Source organism: Flavihumibacter petaseus NBRC 106054, assembly GCF_000974785.1.
Lineage (GTDB): Bacteria > Bacteroidota > Bacteroidia > Chitinophagales > Chitinophagaceae > Flavihumibacter > Flavihumibacter petaseus.
On record NZ_BBWV01000003.1, the window covers coordinates 848,462 to 868,202 of the forward strand.

General features: G+C 50.0%; 18 protein-coding genes. 11 read left to right on the plus strand and 7 right to left on the minus strand.

Annotated features, from left to right (window positions below; translation table 11 throughout):
* The first annotated feature begins 6 nt into the window (after nt 1-6).
* The gene (locus tag FPE01S_RS18890; RefSeq protein WP_046370549.1) at nt 7-1,185 is read left to right on the plus strand and encodes a DUF5000 domain-containing lipoprotein; all 1,179 of its coding nucleotides are present in this window, start codon (nt 7-9) and stop codon (nt 1,183-1,185) included.
* A 35-nt stretch (nt 1,186-1,220) separates the two neighbouring features.
* Nucleotides 1,221-2,279 carry a DUF4998 domain-containing protein gene (locus FPE01S_RS25105; protein ID WP_052956008.1) on the plus strand — a complete coding sequence of 353 codons (1,059 nt, stop codon included), beginning with the start codon at nt 1,221-1,223 and terminating at the stop codon, nt 2,277-2,279.
* A gap of 502 nt (nt 2,280-2,781) precedes the next feature.
* On the opposite strand, the gene FPE01S_RS18900 is transcribed toward FPE01S_RS25105, so the two are convergent.
* Nucleotides 2,782-3,711: a heme-dependent oxidative N-demethylase family protein gene (locus tag FPE01S_RS18900; RefSeq protein ID WP_046370748.1), complete on the minus strand. Its 930-nt coding sequence runs from the start codon at nt 3,709-3,711 to the stop codon at nt 2,782-2,784.
* Between the two features lie 91 nt (nt 3,712-3,802).
* Here FPE01S_RS18900 and FPE01S_RS18905 point away from each other — a divergent pair, with 91 nt between their 5' ends.
* Genes FPE01S_RS18905 through FPE01S_RS18915 form a run of 3 tightly spaced genes read left to right on the plus strand, consistent with a single transcriptional unit; the run spans nt 3,803 to nt 6,918 of the window.
* Nucleotides 3,803-4,279, plus strand: coding sequence for a hypothetical protein (locus tag FPE01S_RS18905; protein ID WP_046370550.1), 477 nt, complete (start codon nt 3,803-3,805; stop codon nt 4,277-4,279).
* Nucleotides 4,280-4,300: 21 nt separating this feature from the next.
* Nucleotides 4,301-5,941 (plus strand): glycoside hydrolase family protein, encoded by a 1,641-nt coding sequence (locus tag FPE01S_RS18910; RefSeq protein WP_046370551.1) that lies wholly within the window; start codon nt 4,301-4,303, stop codon nt 5,939-5,941.
* Between the two features lie 59 nt (nt 5,942-6,000).
* Entirely contained in the window at nt 6,001-6,918 is a 918-nt protein-coding gene (locus tag FPE01S_RS18915; protein ID WP_245624024.1) for a transporter, read from the plus strand.
* Between the two features lie 3 nt (nt 6,919-6,921).
* Here the strand turns inward: FPE01S_RS18915 and FPE01S_RS18920 are convergent, their stop codons facing one another.
* The 6 genes from FPE01S_RS18920 to FPE01S_RS18945 form a co-directional block, all read right to left on the minus strand.
* Nucleotides 6,922-7,281 carry a hypothetical protein gene (locus FPE01S_RS18920; RefSeq protein ID WP_046370552.1) on the minus strand — a complete coding sequence of 120 codons (360 nt, stop codon included), beginning with the start codon at nt 7,279-7,281 and terminating at the stop codon, nt 6,922-6,924.
* Nucleotides 7,282-7,665: 384 nt separating this feature from the next.
* A complete protein-coding gene (locus tag FPE01S_RS18925; RefSeq protein WP_046370553.1) occupies nt 7,666-8,037 on the minus strand; it encodes a 4-fold beta flower protein in 372 nt (123 codons plus the stop codon).
* A 163-nt stretch (nt 8,038-8,200) separates the two neighbouring features.
* Nucleotides 8,201-9,478, minus strand: a complete 1,278-nt coding sequence (locus FPE01S_RS18930; protein WP_052956010.1) for an exo-alpha-sialidase — start codon at nt 9,476-9,478, stop codon at nt 8,201-8,203.
* Nucleotides 9,475-11,826 (minus strand): TonB-dependent receptor, encoded by a 2,352-nt coding sequence (locus FPE01S_RS18935; RefSeq protein ID WP_046370554.1) that lies wholly within the window; start codon nt 11,824-11,826, stop codon nt 9,475-9,477. The genes FPE01S_RS18930 and FPE01S_RS18935 overlap by 4 nt, the downstream gene beginning before the upstream one ends.
* Nucleotides 11,827-11,885: 59 nt before the next feature.
* Nucleotides 11,886-12,296 (minus strand): hypothetical protein, encoded by a 411-nt coding sequence (locus tag FPE01S_RS25110; protein ID WP_157474092.1) that lies wholly within the window; start codon nt 12,294-12,296, stop codon nt 11,886-11,888.
* Between the two features lie 35 nt (nt 12,297-12,331).
* Nucleotides 12,332-12,904, minus strand: a complete 573-nt coding sequence (locus FPE01S_RS18945) for a hypothetical protein (RefSeq protein WP_046370555.1) — start codon at nt 12,902-12,904, stop codon at nt 12,332-12,334.
* 382 nt (nt 12,905-13,286) lie between these two features.
* Here FPE01S_RS18945 and FPE01S_RS18950 point away from each other — a divergent pair, with 382 nt between their 5' ends.
* From FPE01S_RS18950 to FPE01S_RS18975, 6 genes are all read left to right on the plus strand, one after another.
* Complete coding sequence (locus tag FPE01S_RS18950) at nt 13,287-15,728, plus strand: sensor histidine kinase (protein WP_046370556.1); 2,442 nt, start codon at nt 13,287-13,289, stop codon at nt 15,726-15,728.
* Nucleotides 15,721-17,640: a sigma-54-dependent transcriptional regulator gene (locus FPE01S_RS18955; protein WP_046370557.1), complete on the plus strand. Its 1,920-nt coding sequence runs from the start codon at nt 15,721-15,723 to the stop codon at nt 17,638-17,640. Before FPE01S_RS18950 ends, FPE01S_RS18955 begins: the two co-directional genes overlap by 8 nt.
* Nucleotides 17,641-17,846: 206 nt before the next feature.
* On the plus strand, nt 17,847-18,071 hold the full coding sequence (locus FPE01S_RS18960; protein ID WP_046370558.1) for a 2TM domain-containing protein: 225 nt from the start codon (nt 17,847-17,849) through the stop codon (nt 18,069-18,071).
* Between the two features lie 9 nt (nt 18,072-18,080).
* Complete coding sequence (locus FPE01S_RS18965) at nt 18,081-18,656, plus strand: cupin domain-containing protein (RefSeq protein WP_046370559.1); 576 nt, start codon at nt 18,081-18,083, stop codon at nt 18,654-18,656.
* 13 nt (nt 18,657-18,669) lie between these two features.
* Nucleotides 18,670-19,239, plus strand: coding sequence for a carboxymuconolactone decarboxylase family protein (locus FPE01S_RS18970; protein WP_046370752.1), 570 nt, complete (start codon nt 18,670-18,672; stop codon nt 19,237-19,239).
* A 22-nt stretch (nt 19,240-19,261) separates the two neighbouring features.
* A complete protein-coding gene (locus tag FPE01S_RS18975) occupies nt 19,262-19,699 on the plus strand; it encodes a cupin domain-containing protein (protein ID WP_169749193.1) in 438 nt (145 codons plus the stop codon).
* Nucleotides 19,700-19,741: the final 42 nt, after the last annotated feature.

The following is a 19,741-nucleotide window of genomic DNA, read 5'->3' on the forward strand; positions in this document are numbered from 1 at the left end:
TTTCACATGCTTAGCAATAGAATACTACTGTGCTGCTGGCTCGTTTCCCTGACAATACTGTCGTGCGACAAGAAAGCAGACTACAACAGTCCGCCCTCTACTGATCCCACCAAACCACTGCCCGTAACGAATGTTCAGTCCGTTGCCGTGAATGGTGGTGCCGAGATCTCCTACGACCTGCCCAAATCCGACAACATCCTGTATGTGCAGGCCGACTACAAGATCAACCAGTCAGTTTCACGGCAAACAAAAGCTTCCTATTATGACAACAAGCTGGTGGTGGATGGTTTCAATGAGGAACAGGATTACCAGGTAACCCTCACCGTTATCTCGCGTGCTGAAGTAAAATCAGACCCGGTTACTGTAACCGTGCATCCCTTGAAACCGGTATACCGGCTCGTGCGGGAAACCATTACTGCATTGCCTGATTTCGGTGGTGTATTTGTCAGCGGCACCAATTCCCGGAAAAAAGATGTAGGTGTGATTGTGATGACGAAAGACCAGAATGGCGACTGGCAGGTTGCCGATCAGCAATTCTCTGCATTTGAAAATATCAAATTCAGCGTAAGGGGATATGCCGCTGAGCCGCGGGACTTTGCCATTTTCACCACGGACAAATGGAACAATGTTTCCGATACCCTGTTCACCACCCTGACACCGTTGTATGAATACCAGCTGGACAAAGCAAAGTTTCAGCCTTACCCGCTTCCCACTGACCAGGCATCCGACTGGGGCTGGGAGGTGAATTACCTGTGGGACAATGATGGAATAACCGAAGGCAGCGGCTTCCATACTGCAGTAGGTGGTGGCATGCCCCAGCATTTCACCTTTGACCTTGGGGTGAGCTCACAGCTGAGCCGGTACAAGATCTGGGAAAGAACAGGCACGTATACCTATTACCATGGCAATCCTAAACGCTGGCGCATCTGGGGAGCAACCAATCCCAACCCCGATGGGAGCTTTGACGGATGGACCCTGTTAGGCGAGTTCGAGTGTTATCCCAAACCTTCCGGATTACCAGGCCCATCCTTCACCCCGGAAGATGAACTCTTTGCACAAGCCGGCTTCGAGTACAATTTCCCGGTGGGTCTGCCTGCAGTGCGTTACCTGCGTTTCGAAACGCTGGAAACCTGGTCGGGCAGCAGCTTCATGCATATGATGGAACTCACTTTCTGGGGCAATTAACCCCAAACTTCAATCCTCAAACATCAAACCTTAAAATGAAACATCAAACGATAAAGTGGGCTGCAGCGATCTGCCTGTTCCTGGCCGTGGCTGCTTCCTGCAGCAAGGCGGACAGTAATTTCCGCGATTACCTGAAAGAGCGGGAGATCATTTATCCCGGCAATGTGGAACAGCTTACCGTTTATTCAGGATACAAGCGTGTGCTGGTCACGTGGTTGCCGAATACAGACCCTTCCATTGTCAGTTACAGGGTTTTCTGGAACAATGGCAATGACTCTCTTGAAATTCCGGCGTCAACACACCAGGCCAGTGACACGATCAGGCAGCTGATCACCGGTCTTCCGGAATCTACTACCAATTTCTTCGTCTATTCCTATGACCAGCAGGGAAACCGGTCCACCCTTCGTCAGGTGCTGAATGTAAAAGTTTACGGCGACAACTACCTGTCGGGGTTGTATAACCGAAACCTCAGTTCGCTATCAATGAACGAAGACGGTGGGCTGGTCACCACCTGGGGCATACCTGATACAGTTAACGTACGTACCGAAATCCGGTACACCAATATCCGGGGCGAAGGCAAAACCGTTTTTCTGGGCCCTGACGATTTTGAAAAGACCCTTCCGGAATGGAAAGAAGGCACCAAAGTGTACTATCAGTCCTACTACAAACCCAGCAGCCAGGCAATCGACACTTTCGCGGTGGCGGGTGTTGATTCGATGGACAGGAAAGTCAAAGACATGCTGGATGCCAAACGCGAAGGCTGGTATTATTCCATGGGTACGCTGGACAGGCCATCAACAGCCCTCGCCAGTTTCGAAGAGTGGAAATGGGTCTATTTTAACGGAGACGGCGAGTACCAGTTCCAGATCGCCCCGTCTGTTTTTGCCAACACCACCCTCCAGGTGTACATGACCATCAATGAAGACAATACTGTAAATATCCTGTCGAAATCCGGCAGTGAAGCGGGGCTCTCAGTAGTAGCCGATGGCGCCTGCACCTATGATCCTGTTGGGCGCGTGTTTTACCTGAAATACATGTACCTGAATGCATCAGGGCTCTATCGCAAATTCGACGAAGTACTTTACGCGGAGTAGCATTGCCTTCCGTTGTATTGGTTAGAATTCCCAAACGGGGCTGCTTTTCAGCGGCCCCTTTTTTATTAACGGTCCTCAGGCTTCTACCTGCTTCCACCTGCTTCCACCTGCTTCCACCTGATGGTTTAGTTTGAGCAGGGGTTCCTTTTTGAAAAAAGAGCAATTCACAAGTTTGAGTGAAATGAGCCACCAGCCTGCGTTTCGTAGTCGTATGCGTATTACCCGTTTTATTCAGCGGCTTATTAAACGGATAAGTGATACAAAAGAGAAATTGATCCAAAAGAGAAATTGATCCAAAAGAGAAGCTGATATAACGGCAGGCAAGTTAACGGAAACCTGTTCTTCCCCCGCAAATTAACCGTTTATAACGTATACGTTTCTGAAACGCAGGCTGGTGGCTCATTTCACTCGAATTTATGAATTGCCGGTTTTCCTGAAAGCAACACCTTCCTTCGCTAAAGCTTCGGCAGGCAAAGCCAAACTCCAGACCCCAAACTTTCTTCTACTCCTCAAACAGTTTCTCCGCGAGCCAGGCCGTCACCCCCTCCAGCCCCTTATATGCCAGCGCCTCGTGCGACATACTCCGCACCGCCGACCACAACGCCGTTTTCTCAGCAGGATCCAGGTCACGAACAGGGTAGAAGTAGGTCCGGATCGTGAACAAAAATGCCTGCTGCGCAGGGAAACCAACCAGGTTCTGCCGCTCAGTCCGGATAAATAATTCGGATTTGCGGTTGATCTTCCTGCCGTGCCATGATTTAGGATCCCAGCCCGGCGGCGGTTCGGGATGATGATTCAGCCGGTAATCCGTCCCTATACCCCAGGCGAAACGGGTGAATGGCCCCTTGTCCACGATACTCTGCAGCATTTTAAAATAGGAAGGCATCGTCTTTTCCATCCCCGGTACCGGCGCATGAACGGCATCAAAGGGCTTGCCGATCTTGTCTGCCGCCGACCAGTGATTGGGCGCACAAAGGTGAATCGCCGCTAGCCAGTCCCGCGCTTCAGTCAGCTGGCAAATCGCCAGGTCTTCCTGCACCTGGCTGCAAAGGGCATCGAACAGGCTGACATAGGCAGATCCTTCCAGTTCCATGGTCGCCGTCCGCCACCGGATGATTTCACCGGTGTTCAGGTTGGTGAGCAGTGAATCGTTCCTGCCCGTGGTAAAATCAAACAGTAACGGATATTCGTACTGCAGCTGGTACACGAGGTATTCATTGACGGCACGCATCGTTTCCAGGCGGCAATCCCTCTCGATATAATATTTATGAATATTTTCTTCCCTGCAACACAGCTTGTTGGCGCGGTAGGCGGAATATTGCTGATCGATCTGGAAGATCAGCTGATCGGCAGCATGCTCCTGCCGGTGGATCGGTAACAACCCCGGTGCCGTGGAATAATGTCCTGTCAGAAAAGGCAAGTATTTCTTCATACAGCTTTTGTAACAGGCAAACCGATCGTTGGTAGCCAAGTATACGACAAATAATTAAAAAGCGATTATATTGCGGCCCTAAACCTTACCCTTGAGATCGTTCAAAGCCCTGTCCGTAGCCTCAATTGCATCCGTTTGCCTCATCTCCTGCGTCAAACTGGCTGAATCCCCCGACGACGAAGCAAATGCCTGCACCCTCCTGGAAAATGTTACCATCGAAACAGCAAAGACGGCTTATCTGCGCGGCGAAGAAATGACCTTACGCGCCGCAGGGTTACCTGACTACACCAACGTAATATTGTCCCGTGAGGGCAAGTCCTCTGAATACAACCCGGAATACATGATCGGTCGCATCAGCAAATTCGATGAAGGCCTCTATGTACTCAGCACTTTCGGAATTCCTGACTGTGAAACAAAAAACGACAGCATATACATCACCGTTACCAACCCGCCTGCGGAAACACCTTGTCAGACGACTCCGAATACAGTGACCATGGAAGGTACATTCACCCTGACATCACCATCCAATCAGTCCGGTTCGAGCACCGGCAATCTGTCCGCACCCTGATTAAAACAAATCCCCATTTATATGAAACAGGTTCTATTGCTTTCAGGCTGTCTCCTTGCAGGCATCGCTAATGGGCAAACCGCCAAATTCGATTTCAAACTGGGCATGGAATACGACCTGCCCCGCAAAACAACCGACCTCGCCTTCGTCGGCAACGACAAAGACGGCCTGGTCAATATTTCGATCAAGAAGGAAGAACTGATCCTCGTTCAGTTCGATCCGAAATCACTGAACAAATCTTCGGAGCGGATTATAGACGTACCTGAAGCTACCCGCAACATGAACAGCGAGGTCGTAACGGAATTCACCAATGGCCAATATTTCTGGCTGCACAGCGACTGGAACAAAGACGACCAGCAGGAACAACTCTATTCTGCCCGCATCAATGTGAAAACCGGAAAACTGGAAGACAACAACAAACTGTTGTTCTCTACCACCAAGGTTACAGGAAACCTGGTACCCAGGGGCTGGTACATATCGAAGGTCGACGACAAATACGATTTCACTTACAGCCACGACAAAACAAAGCTCCTGATCAGCTACCGGCTATTCCCGGAACAACGCAACGATAAAAAGAACTACGACAAACTCGGCTTCCAGGTTTTTAACGACAATATGGAAAAACTCTGGGGCGGCGAATTTAGCATGCCCTACACGGAAGCTGTAATGGATAACTCTGATTTTACAGTCGATTCAGAGGGAAATGCCTATCTCCTCGCTAAGGTATATGAGAACGATTCCAGGAAAGAGAAAGACAAGGAAGGCAAACCCGGGTATCACTTTGAAGTCATGAAATTTTCAAAAGGCAGCAGCAAACCAATGATCACCAAAGTGATGCTGGATGATTATTTCATCCGCGAAACCACCCTGATTGAAAATGGATCCAAAAGCCTGGTGGTAGCCTGTACCTATTCCAAGAAATCCAAAAAACGGAACACCGGAACAGACGGCGTCTTCCTCGCGAATATCGATGGCACCGGCAACCTCGTGAATTTCAAAAAGGGATATTACGAGTTTCCGGTGGAAGAACTGGCCAAATATGAGAAAGGACGCGACAGGAGAAAGATGGAAAGGGCAGAAGACTTTGAAATGCCCAACCTGAAAGTGCGTGATGTAATCGTGGAGCAGGACGGCAGTATCTTCTTCAGCTGTGAGGAATACATGATGGAGGTGGTGTACACATCCAGGATGTCCGGAACCGGCGTATACATGAACTCAAGCACCAAAAACTACTACTATTACTATGACGATATCATCGCCACGAAGATCGATGCAAACGGCAATATGGCATGGGTAAGAAAAGTTCCGAAGCGTCAGTATGGTGTAAATGATTATGCTACCCTCGGCTACAAAACAGTGAGCGATGCCAGTGGTTATTATTTCCTCTACCTTGATAATATCAAGAATATGGACCTGGCAGATGAGGATGTTCCGAAGCGCCACGTTAATGGAAAAGGCGGACAGGTGATTGTGACCAAAATCGGAAATGATGGCAAAATGAAAAAGGAACTGCTGTTCGATACCCGCGATGAAGATGTGATGATCTATCCCCGGATGTTCAACCGGATCGAAGGCAACCGCTTTATCGGCAGGGCTAAAATTAAAAGGAATGTATTTCAGCCCCTCATGATCACGCAGAAAGGCGGTTCAACAGGCAGCTGATTTTACGGTAAACCAGCCATAAAACGGGAAAAGCGGCGGGGGAAAACTACCTTGGAAGCATGAACAGCTTCCGGCAGTTGGCCTCCGCCGCTTTCTGCATTTTTCTGCTCATTGTAACTTTGTTGCCTTCCGCCACAGCGCAGGAACTGGAGCCGCGCGCCTACGCCAACCTGCCGAAGGGTACCAATGCCATCGCCCTGGTATACGGGTATTCAGCAGGTAACGTACTTACCGATCCTTCACGGCCCATATCGGACGGCAAAATCAAGGCGCATACGCTGGGAATCGGATATGTACGGACATTCGGTCTCTTCAATAAACTGGCCCGCGTGCAACTGACCTGGCCCTTTTCTTTTTTGTCCGGCACGGCAAAAGTGGGCGGCATGGATACATCAACCGCACGCAACGGTTTCTCCGATGCCCGCATCCGCATTGGCATCAACCTGCTTGGCTCACCCGCTTTGTCCCCGAAAGAATTCAGAACATTCAAGCAAAAGACCATCCTCGGTGTCAGCCTGGTAACTTCCATTCCCCTTGGATTATACTACCCGCAGAAACTGATCAACCTCGGTGCCAACCGCTGGGGATTCAAACCCGAGATCGGTGTGTCGCAACGCTGGCAGCACTTCTATGCAGAAGCTTACGCAGGGGTTTGGTTTTATACCGATAATACCAGTTACCTGGGTAATAAGGTACAATCCCAGGCACCCGTTTATTCGTTCCAGGCCCACACCAACTATATTTTCAATAACCAGATGTGGATCGGTCTGAATGGGAACTGGTTCAGCGGCGGCGTAACCAAAGTAGATGGAAAAGCGGTGGGCAACCTCGAGAATAACTGGCGCATCGGCGCCACCTTTGGTGTGCCCGTTTCAAAGCAGCATTCCCTGAAAGCGCAGTTTCACATCGGCGCCTTCACCAATACGGGATACGATTACAATATTGTTATGCTGAGCTGGCAATATGTATTTTTCTGAATTCTAGTTGGCCATAAACAAACGGGTGCGGATATCATCCCCGTTATCTGTAAGCGCTTCTTCCCGTAAAAATGCAGGAACGAGGGTGTCTGAGTCGATCACCATGTTTTCCACCACCAGCGGTCTGGCATTATCGCTTTCAGTAACATTATAGTTGTCAATGAGTACCGGGGCATCCTGTCTTTCCAAACGAATCAAAAGGATAGTGGAAGGCCTTTCAAAAGATGCAGTATTACTGATAGGTTGAATACTTTGGCGGCCGTCGCAGTTAGGATGTTTGGTGGCCGTTGCCTGCGATGGAGTATTGTTGTCAGCGGGTATGGGTTGCTGGCAGGCTACAGCCGATGCCAGGGTCAAAATCACTGATATGTGTTGCAGGCATTTCACAAAATGGACTTTGCAAATGCCGGGCCAGGGGTGTTGTCGCCGGGATTTTCGCGATGGGGGATGTCTTATTGCAAAATCGCCAATTTGTAAAATTTACACAAATGAGCCACCAGCCTACGTTTCAGAAAAATAAACTCGTGTTTCCGTATAATTTCTGTCTTACTCCCAGAGAACTAATCCAAACCATTAACCACTATCAACCAAACCTTTGCGCCTCTGCCCTTTGCGGGGCGCGCTTCGGCTACCGTCTTTGAAGGTGGCCAGCGCCCTTGCGTGCCTTGCCTGCCATAGCTTTAGCGAATCCAGGAAAAAAAATAGCGTGAAAAATCCTTGCGTGAAAAGCAAGCATATGCGTGAAGCTTACGCAAATGTGGCCGCAGCCGCAGCCGGACTGCTGAAATAGGCGGCCATGTTAAGGTCGGCCCATTCACTCTTCGGTTGAATGATAGGACAGGTGTGGTCCTTGATCCGCTTGATGATTTCCCATGCGGCAGATATGGATGGCCGCTTTGCCAGTTCCGCCAGCGTATCCGGTGCCGACCGCTCCGATGCGAGGATTTCACCTTCCAGCGTATACAGCGTGTGGTGGAAATATTTCGCCTTTACTTTTCCATCCAGGCCAAACAGGCAGCTGCCGAGCAGCACGCCTACCATATGGCCATCAGGCAACAGCAACATGTTGTTGATTATCCTGCCAGCAGGTCGCTGATCTTTCCGGAAGAGTGTCATCATAACCGGGGCAAGGTCTCGCTTTAGTATTAACTCAATGTTAAGGATCGCGCCACCTGCCGGGTTTTTATCCACAACCTTGCCATAATCCGCTCTTCAGCAGAAACCTTTTCCACACCAACAGCCGTTCGCTGAAAACCTGCATAAATAGTTGAAAAATAAATCACTATTCTCCATGCCCGTGATGATGCGCAGGAGTTTCGGTAGTCACCGATGCCACCTGCGTCACGGGGTGCGAGATCTTTTCGGTTTCCACCAACTGGTAATACACTTTTCCCTGCGCGGACCAGGCGACCATCACTTTTCCTGTTGCCACTGGCCTGATCACCGGGTAGGTTGCTTCAATTTCTGGTGCTGTCAGTTCCAGTATCCCGGTCTGGTCATGGCTGATTTTATTCAATACGATCCTGCTCTGCAGTTTACCCCCCGCCTTCACCAGGTCACTGAAAGCAACCACGGATTCCCCCGAAGGCATGACGCAGAGCTGACTGTATTTTCCATTGTTGGAGAGGTGTTTTTTGGCGCGGGGCATATTGCTGCTGTCGAGCTCCGCATAATTTACTCCCCGGCTTTGCCCCCCGGTAAACCAGGTGGCATAGGTTATGTTGCCTGCATTCACCAGGGCGGGACCATTATGCGGGCAGCCTGTCAGCTTCCAGTTGTCCCCGCTGAATGGAACCGGCTCACTGAACGTGCGGCCGTTGTCTGTAGAGGTGACTATGGAAATATCCCTGATCGAATCACTGATGATGTCGCGGTACGCGATACTGATCTTTCCTGATTCATTGCAGGTGATGGCAGTTCTGCAGCATTCGCAGGCTGTGGAGTCTGCCAGGATTTCGTTCACAAAGCCGCCGGTTCCATTGGTGCGGGCAAATTTTACCGGCCTGCCGCTTTTCTGACCAGGCACTTTCGCATCCAGCCAGCACACACCGAGCTCACCATCCGCGAGCCGCGTGATTGCTGCAAATGACCTGCTCTTACCCGCCACCGTATCGGCATGAACATATTGCGGCGCCGACCAGGTGCGTCCCTTGTCAGCTGATTGAATGAAACGCACTGCTCCCGCATATTCGTTTTGAGTAGTGGGACTGGAAACTTCATAAACCGCCACGATAGTGCCGTCTGACTTGATCGCTATTTTGGGCATGCCTTCCTCGTGGAGACTAACCCCGTTTTCTACCGGCACGGCAACCGGTGCAGAAAACCCGCCGGTTGCTGTATCGGCATATGCCATATAAAAATAGTGGGTGCTTTTTGCATCAGATTCGCACCAGGAGATGACCGGTTGGGCGGACTGATCCGTACTCAGCGATACCGCTGATGCTTTACGGGTGGTATCTGATATACATGTCGCACCAGGCACCGGTTGATCCGGCTTCACACCGGTATTGCAGGCCACTGCCGCCCAGGCCAGCGCACAGAAGAGTATTGTATTTTTCATTTGAAACTGTATTTGAGCCTGGCCCCGCCATAATAGTTGATGCCGGGAGACGGATTGTAAAATTGTGGCGGTGCGCCGTAGGCAGTAGCATCCGCATTGTACAACAGGAGGGAACTGTATTGCGTGTCCGTTACATTGTTCACCCCGCAGGAAAGATCAAGCCCGATCCGGTTGAAAGTTTTCCTGTAACCTATCTTCAGGTTCAGCAGCGCATAGGCATCGGCGTAATAGGTATTGGCATCGTTCAGGGGCACTTTATCGTAATAGTAAAAGGTTGTATTCAGGTAGATGCCCGGCCGCGTATCAAGATCAACACCGGCAGCCACGCTGTTGGGAACCACACCGGTCACTTTCTTTCCTGAGTTGTCGACAGTGATTACAGAAGACGACCCGTCATCATAGGATTGTGTTTTATAATCCCTGAACCGGTAATCGTTGAAGGTATAGCTGATCCAGGGCTTCAGCAGGGAGACCAGTTGTTCCCGATCGCTCAGCAGTAAATACGACACCGCAGCTTCTATACCTTTCTGGTTGGTCGCACCGGCATTTTTGTAAGCAGTAGTTCCGTTGGCCTGTGCTACGGGGACGATCGCATTTTTAAGGTTCATCTGGTAGGCAGTCACATCCAGGTTGAGTTTGCTGTTCAGCATATTCCCGCGGAACCCGATCTCATAATTCACGCCGCCTTCCGGTTGAATATCCTTGTTCAGCGTGCCATCATAATTGTTGATCTCCCAAACCGGCGGGGGCGAATAGCCTGAACTGATGCTGCCATGCACTGCCAGGTTTTTACCAATTGTTTTGACCAGCCCGATACGTGGCGAGATCTTATCCGGGAACTGCAGCAGGCCGGAATAATCCACATGGCCGGCAGTCTTCAGCATGTCAAGGATATCGTAGCTGAGGTTGGTATAACTCGCGCCCAGGGTCAGGAAAAAACTCCGGGGAAGGTCAAATTCTGCCTGTGCAAAAAGCATGGCTGATTTTGACACCACGATATCATTCTGGTAGAGATCACCGGTTTCGGGCCACGAACCTGCTTCATCGTTGATCACCGTAAAAGTATTGCCGAACTGGTGCTGGTACTGGTATTCGCCCCCGATGCTGAACCGGCTGCTGATACTCCCCAATACCGGGGCATAGACGAACCTTGTTCTGCCGCCATAACCCGTCAGGCTTTCCTTCAGGTAACCATTATAATAGATGCCGGTACCAAACGGATGGTCATAGGTCTGGAAATTTCCGTACACGCCGGTGGTATTGGTAAAGTGGCTGCTGAATCGATAAGTCTGCGAAACCCCGAACGCAGTGGCATCGTATTTTTTGACCGAGGTCTTGTTGTCTTTGTTGTACTGGCCAGCCTGACGCGGCATCGAATCAGCCTGAAATGCATTCAGCGCGCCGGCGATGCCAAGACTTCCCGTCACATGGGTCACAAAAAGGTTCAGCGTTCTTTTTTCACTGGTTTTGAATTGCGAAAAAAGATTGATCACATCTTTATTGCCCCAGTTGTTTTCGCGGTAACCATCGTAGCGCTGGCTGACCACATTGGCAGCGATATTGAAATTTTCACCGGAAGTTTTGTAGGAGGCTTCGAAACGGCTGTACCCGTATGAGCCAGCCGTATAGCCTGTTTCGAGGGAATTTTCATCGGCGCCAGCCTTCGTGTTCCTGATCAGCAACACGCCGCCGTTACCGGCGCCATACATGCTGCCCGAGGGACCTTTCAGCACTTCAACCGACCCGATCAGCGCAGGATCAAAGTCGATGCTTTTCTGGGTGGTGCCGTCCGGTGATGATAGCGGAAGATCGTTCCAGTAGACCCGCACATTCCGGATTCCCCAGGGATTGTTGAGCAGGCTGCCGCGGATAGCGATCCGGTAATTGCCGGTGGAATAGGCTTCCATTTTAACGCCGGGTACAGTATTCATGGCAGCCATGATATCACGGTTGTCACCCCGCTGCAGCTGGCTGGCTTTCAACACACCGATGGCGCCGGCAGTCTCCAGCAACCTGCGGTTGTTTTCATAACCAGTCACCACTACCGTGCTGAGATTAATATTGCTGCTGTTCATGCCGATCACCACGAAACCCGTGTTCGCCGGAACAGTAATAACTTTTGTTTCATATCCTGCGTAGGAAACTGCTAAAGAAGTTCCATCATCCGTCAGCCGGATCTCAAATTCACCTTTATCGGATGCCGTGATCACTGTTTTACCGTTGGCGATCGTTGCGCCCGGCAGCACTTCGCCGGATTGCTGGTCAGTGATTTTTCCTTTGATAATTGTCTGTGTGTATGCGGCGCTGCACAATAGCAACGCTATGGTGAGCACATATAATGCTTTCATGAGAAAACGTGTTAGTCTTCGTGTTGAAGGTTGGATGGAGAATGGTCAGTAAGAAAAGACTAGCACGTGAGGTCAGGCGGATGGAATAGGGTAGTGGCGCGGTCAATGGGCGCGCCAATGATGCGCGTAAAATAAATGGCATGGGTTTCTGCGACCTGGATGGCCGGAACGGTGACGAATGAACGCGGTTGCGCGATCAACTGTTGTGCGGCCAGTTTCAATTCCGGGGATTGTCCCCTTTCCCTGTCTTCCTGGTCCCGCAATTTTTTCATCAGCACGCATTTCCCGTCGCAATGCAACTGCGGACGAGCCTTGTTGACGCAGCGTTTCATGTATTCTTTTTTCTCGACCAGGTAACCAGCGTAGTATAAACCCTGGTTGAAGGTTTGTCCGAGAAAGGCAAATAATAATATAACGGCAACGATTTTGTGCACTTCGCCGCAAAGGTAGATCAATTGTCGCTGAACCACGCAGGCTGCAGTGAATTATTCCGCAAATCGAAATACTAATTGCCGGTGAGCAGGGTTGCAGTAGCCCTGTTGCCGGGAATATCATACGCAATGGCCTCTATGGTTCCGCTTTCTGGTAATGCCGTTACATTATCCGCTTCAAAGATCCATTTGTTATGGTTATAGGGGTGACGCAAAGCTTGTCCCTGTAGTAAGACCTGTTCAATGCAATCCATCAATGTTACTTCAACGCTGACTACTTTGGTGTCGTCAACCGCGATGATCGAGATGCAAAGCTTTTCTGTTGCGGGGTTAAAGTCGACGTCCAGGTCCAGGATCTCCGGCGGGCGGAATGCATCGCGGACGGCGATATTTTGCACTTCTTCGTACTTTTTGAGCAGACCCTCGTAAACGGCAAGGAGTTCCGGATCGTTCAGCACCCTCTTTGCATACGCATTGGCTGCCTTAAACTTTTCTCGGTTTTCAATTTGTCCGCCTTTGGCTTTCCAGCCGTCTTTTGATCTTGGTTTCCGGCAGAGCTGGGTTTTGCCCCTGTGTTGCCGGGTATAGTAGTTGTCGATGGAGCCACTGGCGCCATGCAGGAGCAGGTTGTGGTCAAGAATTGCCATGGTTTTCACAGATTATAGATTATTAATTAAAAACAACATTAGGCCCAGGGGCACCTTAGGGTCACCTTAGGGTCAGCTTAGGGTCAGGTCAGGGGCTACCTATACTCCTCACTGCTTCAACCTGGCTCCAACCTGGCTCCAGGCAAGCCTGCCCGCTGTCCCGCCTGTGTTCCGGCTTTTCTCTCCGGCGGCTGGGTTATGCCTCAAGAATCGTTCCGTTTTTAACAAAACCTTTAGATATCTATAAAAAAACCATATTTAATATTTTAAACAACCCACCGGCCGGCACATGGTTGGAGCCAGGATTACTGAAGGTTTAACGTAGGTTAATCGTCTGAAACCGCAGGATTAAAGCATAAATAAAAAAGTAACTTTAAAATTCATGTTCAGATTTATTTCATCAGGTATCCTGGCATTACTGCTTTCAGGTTGGTATTGCAGCGCTCAAACGGCAACTCCCGGTTATGCCTATCACCCGCCTTCCGAAGACAAACTTTCCTGGCAACGGTTGAATTTATGGCTCAGCTCTACCTATATCGTGGTGGTAAAGGAAGGCCAGGTGGATCATGATACCTGTCTTTACCTGGCCAGTCGTTCCCTGGGGCTGAGCCGGCTGCCCGTTCTGGCAGAGGGAATTGCCGATGGCGACCTGCCCCGCCAGACCGCGTGGATCGATGCGCAGCAACCGGGTACCGGTGTTGCGTTGCTTTCCTCCATAAAAGGCAGGAAAAGGCTTCCATTACTGGCATTGCTGGGTGCCTACTATGCCTTTCAACCGGGAAGTCATACAAGGTATAAAGACAGCGTGGAATACTTTGTCCACCAGGCGATCACTGAAAACGAGGTATTCAAAGATAAAAAGCTCGGCGCCCAGGCACTTTGCCTCCTGGGTAAAGTATATGTACAGGCCAACGACCCTAAAGGCGATTCCATTTTTAACCTGGTCATCAACCAGGCGAGGCGTGATCGCGATAAAGAAACGGAAGCCCGGGCCATCGCTTACCGTGGTATATATACTGCTCCCACACAAGCCAGCTTTCAGCAGAAACTAACGGACCTGCAAACCGCAGCCGGGTTATACCAGGCGCTGGGAAACACAGAAAGAGAAATTAATGTATTGATGGACCTCGGCTATATGCAGGTAGTAACCGGTCAGTTCCAGCCTGCACAGGAAGGTTTTCTGAAAGCACTTGCACTGGCGGAACAGATCCGCTACCCCTATACACATTACATTACTGATGCATTGACCATGGTTACTGTCTACCAGGGCAAATTCGGAGAACCCTTCCGGTACACCCTGCAGTCCATCGAAGTGGCGGAAAATGTTCGGGACAGTATCGGGTGGGTTTATTTTTACAGCCGGCTGGCATTTCTCTATGATGCTGAAGGACGGATGAAGGAAAGCATGGACATGGCGCACAAAGCAATAGACCGGTTTGTGGCCTCCCGCAATCCGTCTGTATATAATATTCTTAACCTGGTGATAGACCAGCTTTGCAACGAGGGCCGTGCAGCAGAAGCACTCGATCTCGTACAGCGTGTTTCCGAAGCGGTCGGTCCGGCAATAACTTTCTCGGACCAGCTGGTGTATCATTTTTCGCTTGCGGGGTGCTACCTGAGTCTCAACCGGCTGGATGATGCCGAGGTTCAGATCAATATCATGGATTCCCTGGAAACTGAAGCGGAGCGGATCAGGGGACCGCTTAGCCGCAGTATCGTAACCGATATGTACGGACACCTCTATTTTAAGCGCGGGCAATACCAGAAGGCAAGAGAATTCTTTGAAAAACAATTTACAACGCCTTCATTCGGCCAGCGTACACTGGTCAATGATCTGAATACCTACCGTTCACTGCTCGCCGCAGATTCTGCGCTCGGCGATCAGGCATCCGGCCTGTTCCATTATAAAAAATATACAGAACTGCTCGACTCCAATTTCAGGGTCACCAAAATAAGACAGGCAGAAGAGCTGCAGGTAACCTATGAAACACAGGAAAAGGAAAGCCAGATCGCCATACTGAACCAGCAGGCAAAACAAACCCAATTGGTAAAGAACCTGACGCTTGGCGGTATTGGCGCTGCCATCATCATTGCTTTCCTGTTATACCGTCAGAGCCAGAACAGGAAAAAAAACAATGCTGTAATTACCTTTAAAAATGAGCAGCTGCAACAACTCGTCAACGAAAAGGAATGGCTGCTGAGGGAAGTACATCATCGTGTAAAGAATAACCTGCAGATCATTATGAGTTTACTGAATTCGCAGTCGGTGTACATCAATAATGATGCGGCGCTGACCGCAATTCATGACAGCCAGCGCAGGGTTCATGCCATCTCACTGATCCATCAGAAGCTCTACCAGTCGGATAATGTTTCTTCCATCGTCATGCCACTTTATATCCAGGAACTGGCAGGCTACCTGGAAGATGGTTTTGATACTGATGGCCGGGTAACCTTTGCATTAGACATTGAACCGGTTGAGCTGGATGTGTCGCAGGCTATCCCGCTGGGACTGATCATTAATGAAGGCATTGTCAATACACTGAAATATGCCTTTCCCGACGGGCGTAAGGGAGTAGTTTCCATTCAGCTGAAACGGGAAACAGATAATACGTTATTGCTCAAAATATCGGATAATGGGGTAGGGCTGCCTGCCGGCCTGGATGTGTCCGCACACAATTCACTTGGGTTTAATTTAATGAAAGGACTGGCCCGGCAGTTGAACGGCGACCTCCGGGTAGATGCTGCTGATGGATTGATCATAACGGTCAGGTTTATTGCAGGCGACCTGCAGTTTTCAGATAAGGAAATATCCGCGCATGCCTAAAAGAATACTGATAGTAGAAGACGAATTCATTATCGCCAATGACCTTCAGCTGATACTGGAGAAAGCCGGCTATGCGGTTATCGGTATTGCGGTTTCCGGGGAAGAGGCCGATGCATTCATCAGCCGGAAACCGGATCTTGTTTTGCTGGATATAAGACTGAAGGGCAGGCAATCCGGGATTGATATTGCCAGAAAACTTCGGACTGAGCACATCGCCTTCATTTATTTGTCCGCCAATTCCAATCAAAAGATCCTGGAAGCCGCTAAAGCCACCGAACCCGATGGCTTCCTGGTAAAGCCTTTCCGGGAAAAAGATCTGTTGATTGCACTGGACATTGCCTGGTATCGTCATCAGCACAGCCTTGAATCAAAGCTCCGGCAGGAAGAACAACTCAGAAAGCGCCTGGAGGGATTGCGCGAAGAATCATTGGAACCGGAACAAAAATTATTCAGGATCGCCGGCATTATGCAATCATTTATTCCATTCGACTTCATCTCTTTAGGTATCCGGCCCATGAACGCTGAGCAGTTTACTGATGTTGGCTACCGGCGTACCGGGTTTAATGAATACCAGTTTTTTGGTGAACATGAGTTTAGGACGATATCAGGTTTACAGAAAAGCGATTTAGCCAAAATTGTCAAAAGCAGTGCTCCCATCAGTAAGCCTGCTGTCTGTAACAGCGATGCTGCCGGGAGGAACAGGGAATTATCCCTGCAGGATGTTATGATGAACAGTTTGCGCTTTCAGTCGTGCCTTTTATTTCCCGTTTCCCTGGGGTATGGATTAACCGCTCAGTATTGCTTCTACAGCAGCAAAAACGGGGCGTACAACAACGATCATATTGCCTTGCTGAACCGCCTGACAATGCCCTTGCAGGAACTGGCAGGGAATCCTGTTTTCCTGGCTGCACCAGCAGTTGCAGCGCATCATGAGGCGGTTGCTCCTGTATTTAAGGGCATTATCGGCAATCATCATTTATTGTTGTCGGCGCTGGACCTTGCCGCACAAGCCGCGCCGTACAATACTTCCATCCTGATTCTCGGTGAAAGCGGAACAGGTAAGGAAAAGGTGGCGATATGCATTCATGAATTGTCACCCCGGAAACATAAACCCCTGGTTAAGATCAACTGTGCGGCTATTCCACCCACCCTGATCGAATCAGAATTGTTTGGTCACGAAAAAGGTGCTTTTACCGGTGCAGTTGAAAAGCGGAAAGGCAAATTTGAGCTGGCTGATGGCGGCACTATTTTCCTGGATGAAATCGGTGAACTGCCACTGTCCATGCAGGTGAAGCTGTTGCGGGTATTGCAGGAAAAGGAGATCGAACATGTTGGCGGTAGTGCCACCATCAAAGTAGACGTTCGTATCATAGCGGCAACCAACCGCAACCTGGAAAATGAAGTAGCCCAGGGGAATTTCCGGCTCGACCTGTATTATCGCCTAAATGTTTTTCCCATCACGCTGCCACCCTTGCGCGAGCGGAGAAGCGACATTGAATTACTGGCTTTATATTTTGCTGAAAAGTTCTGTAAGGAATTCAACAAGCCCTTTCAGGGCATTTCCGGCCCGATGGCAGATGCCATGCTCAGCTATGACTGGCCGGGAAATATCCGTGAAATGGAGAATGTGCTGGAGCAATCTGTCGTATTGAATAACGGTAAGGATCCGCTCGAACTGAAAAGAAAACTAGCCCAGTCGCCGGCACCGGAAAGGCAAAGCATACAAACGCTGGAAGATGTAAAGTATATTCAGCGGCAGACGGAAAGGGACTATATTATTTCCGTTCTCAAACAGACAAAGGGCCGTATCCGGGGAGCCAGCGGTGCTGCCGAAATTCTGAATATCAATCCCAGTACACTGGAATCAAAAATGGCGAAGCTGGGTATAAGGAAGGAAGGACTTGATGTCTGACAGCAAGTGCCCGGCGTTTAATTCCCCCGAAAATTTCGTGCTTCTCCCGGAGAAACTCTGAAAATTTCAGAGTCTGTTATCTTCACCTGTGTTTGTTTTCTTTCACCGCCGCAGCCCAACTGGCTGTACCTCACGTCATTGCAAATTAATGTGCGTGCCTGCAGCACAATGGCATCTTAATAGATACAGCCATTGAAACTTATGGTATGACTTATGACACCAAATGGGGCACACGCACGCCTGTTAACCCGCGAAAGGGCTTTAGGATCCACCTGCTCGTTTTCCTGCTAGCAACACCTGCCATCTGGCTGACCTGGTATCTCACCGACAGGACCTATCCCTGGGCCCTCTGGTCAACACTTGCCTGGGGCGTCGGCGTGTTGTTTCACTACCTGGGTGTTTATGTTTTTCAAAAGAACAAGAACGCTTAAACATTATTTATGCAACAGGAAAATAAAACTTTCAGGCGCGTTGTAACGGGGCATGATGCAGATGGCAAAGCCGTCATCATTGCAGATGCACCGCCTGCACACACCCAGCTGGTGGGCGGCCCGGGGGGACCAACTTTTTTTGAAGTATGGCATACCCTGGAAACGCCTGCCAGCATTGCGTTGCAGCCTGCCGAACCGGAAGAGAACGGGCTGGTTTTGCCACCTCCAAAGAACGGTACAAGGCTGCGAATCATTGAGTTTCCGCCGGAAGGTGAAGCTTTCAGAAAACTGATGGCTGCTGATACTGCAGCCGAATTCAAATCAATGGGCAGCGAAAAGACAGCCTCCACAGGTGAAGCTGCACCGCACCCGCTGATGCATCGTACCAAAACCGTTGATTATGGTATTGTGCTCGAAGGTGAGATTACCCTGGTACTGGATCGCGGCGAAACGACGATCTATGCGGGTGATATCGTGATCCAGAGCGGTACCAATCATGCGTGGGCAAACCGCTCGGGCAGACCCTGCCGCATGGCTTTCGTATTGATCGATGGCAGCTTTTCCAATGAATTTGATCACGCCTGAATTTAAAAACATCATGCGTATTAAACCAATTCCGCCGGAACAGTTGAATGAAGAGCTCCGGAACGTGCATGAAGCCATCGCGAACCTTACCGGTCACCGTCAAAGCCAGGTGAAAATGACAGATGAGCACGGTGCACTGCTGGGGCCATTCGCCCCAATGCTGCACTACCCGCAATTCGGCATTCCGGCATTAAGCTTCCTGAGGGCAATCGATGCACAGGCAACATTGGACAGGCGGGTACGGGAGGTAGTGATACTTACAGTTGGTGCTGCTTTTGACGCCCGCTTTGAATTGTATGCGCACCAGATCACCGGGGCCGCTGTTGGCCTCGCTGCGGGTACTATTGCCACACTTGCAGCAGGCGGGCATCCGCAGGAATTAAACGAACAGGAGCATATTGCCCACATCATCACCAACGCCCTGGTGCGAGGTCACACCATTCATGATTCAACTTATAACCAGGCAACAGCAATCCTGGGAAAAGATGGCGTCGCAGAATTATTCTTCCTGGTCGCCGGCTATTGCCTGATCGCCGTCATTTTAAATGGATTCGATATGCCTGCGCCGGAGCTACCGGCCTGAAACCCGGATTAATCCCAACATCATGAAAGTTATTTTATTTATCCTGTACACCGGTTGCATTTCAATTGCATCGGTGGCTTTTCCGAAGCTCATGTTTGCCCAGAAGATGGAGCATTATGTTATTGATAAAATTTCAGCTAAAGAAATGATGCCGGGCGTTATGCTCCGGTCTGCATCAGGTTCCAACGGAACCTTCGGGTACTTTACCCTGCAGAAGGGTGTGACCGTTCCATTACACAGCCATATCAACGAACAATATTCTTTTATTCTGAAAGGCAGTGTCAGGGCTATTATCGGTGACACTGTGCTCATCATCCGTGCAGGCGAAATGGTGCTGATCCCCGCCAACGTGCCGCATAGTTTTACCAGCCTCGAAGACAATACCATCGACCTGGATTTTTTTGCTCCCCGCCGGGAAGACTGGATCAATGGCACTGCTGACTATTTCAAACGGCAGTAAGCCACATCGCCTGTATAAACTTTCAAACACTTTAAAAATGCA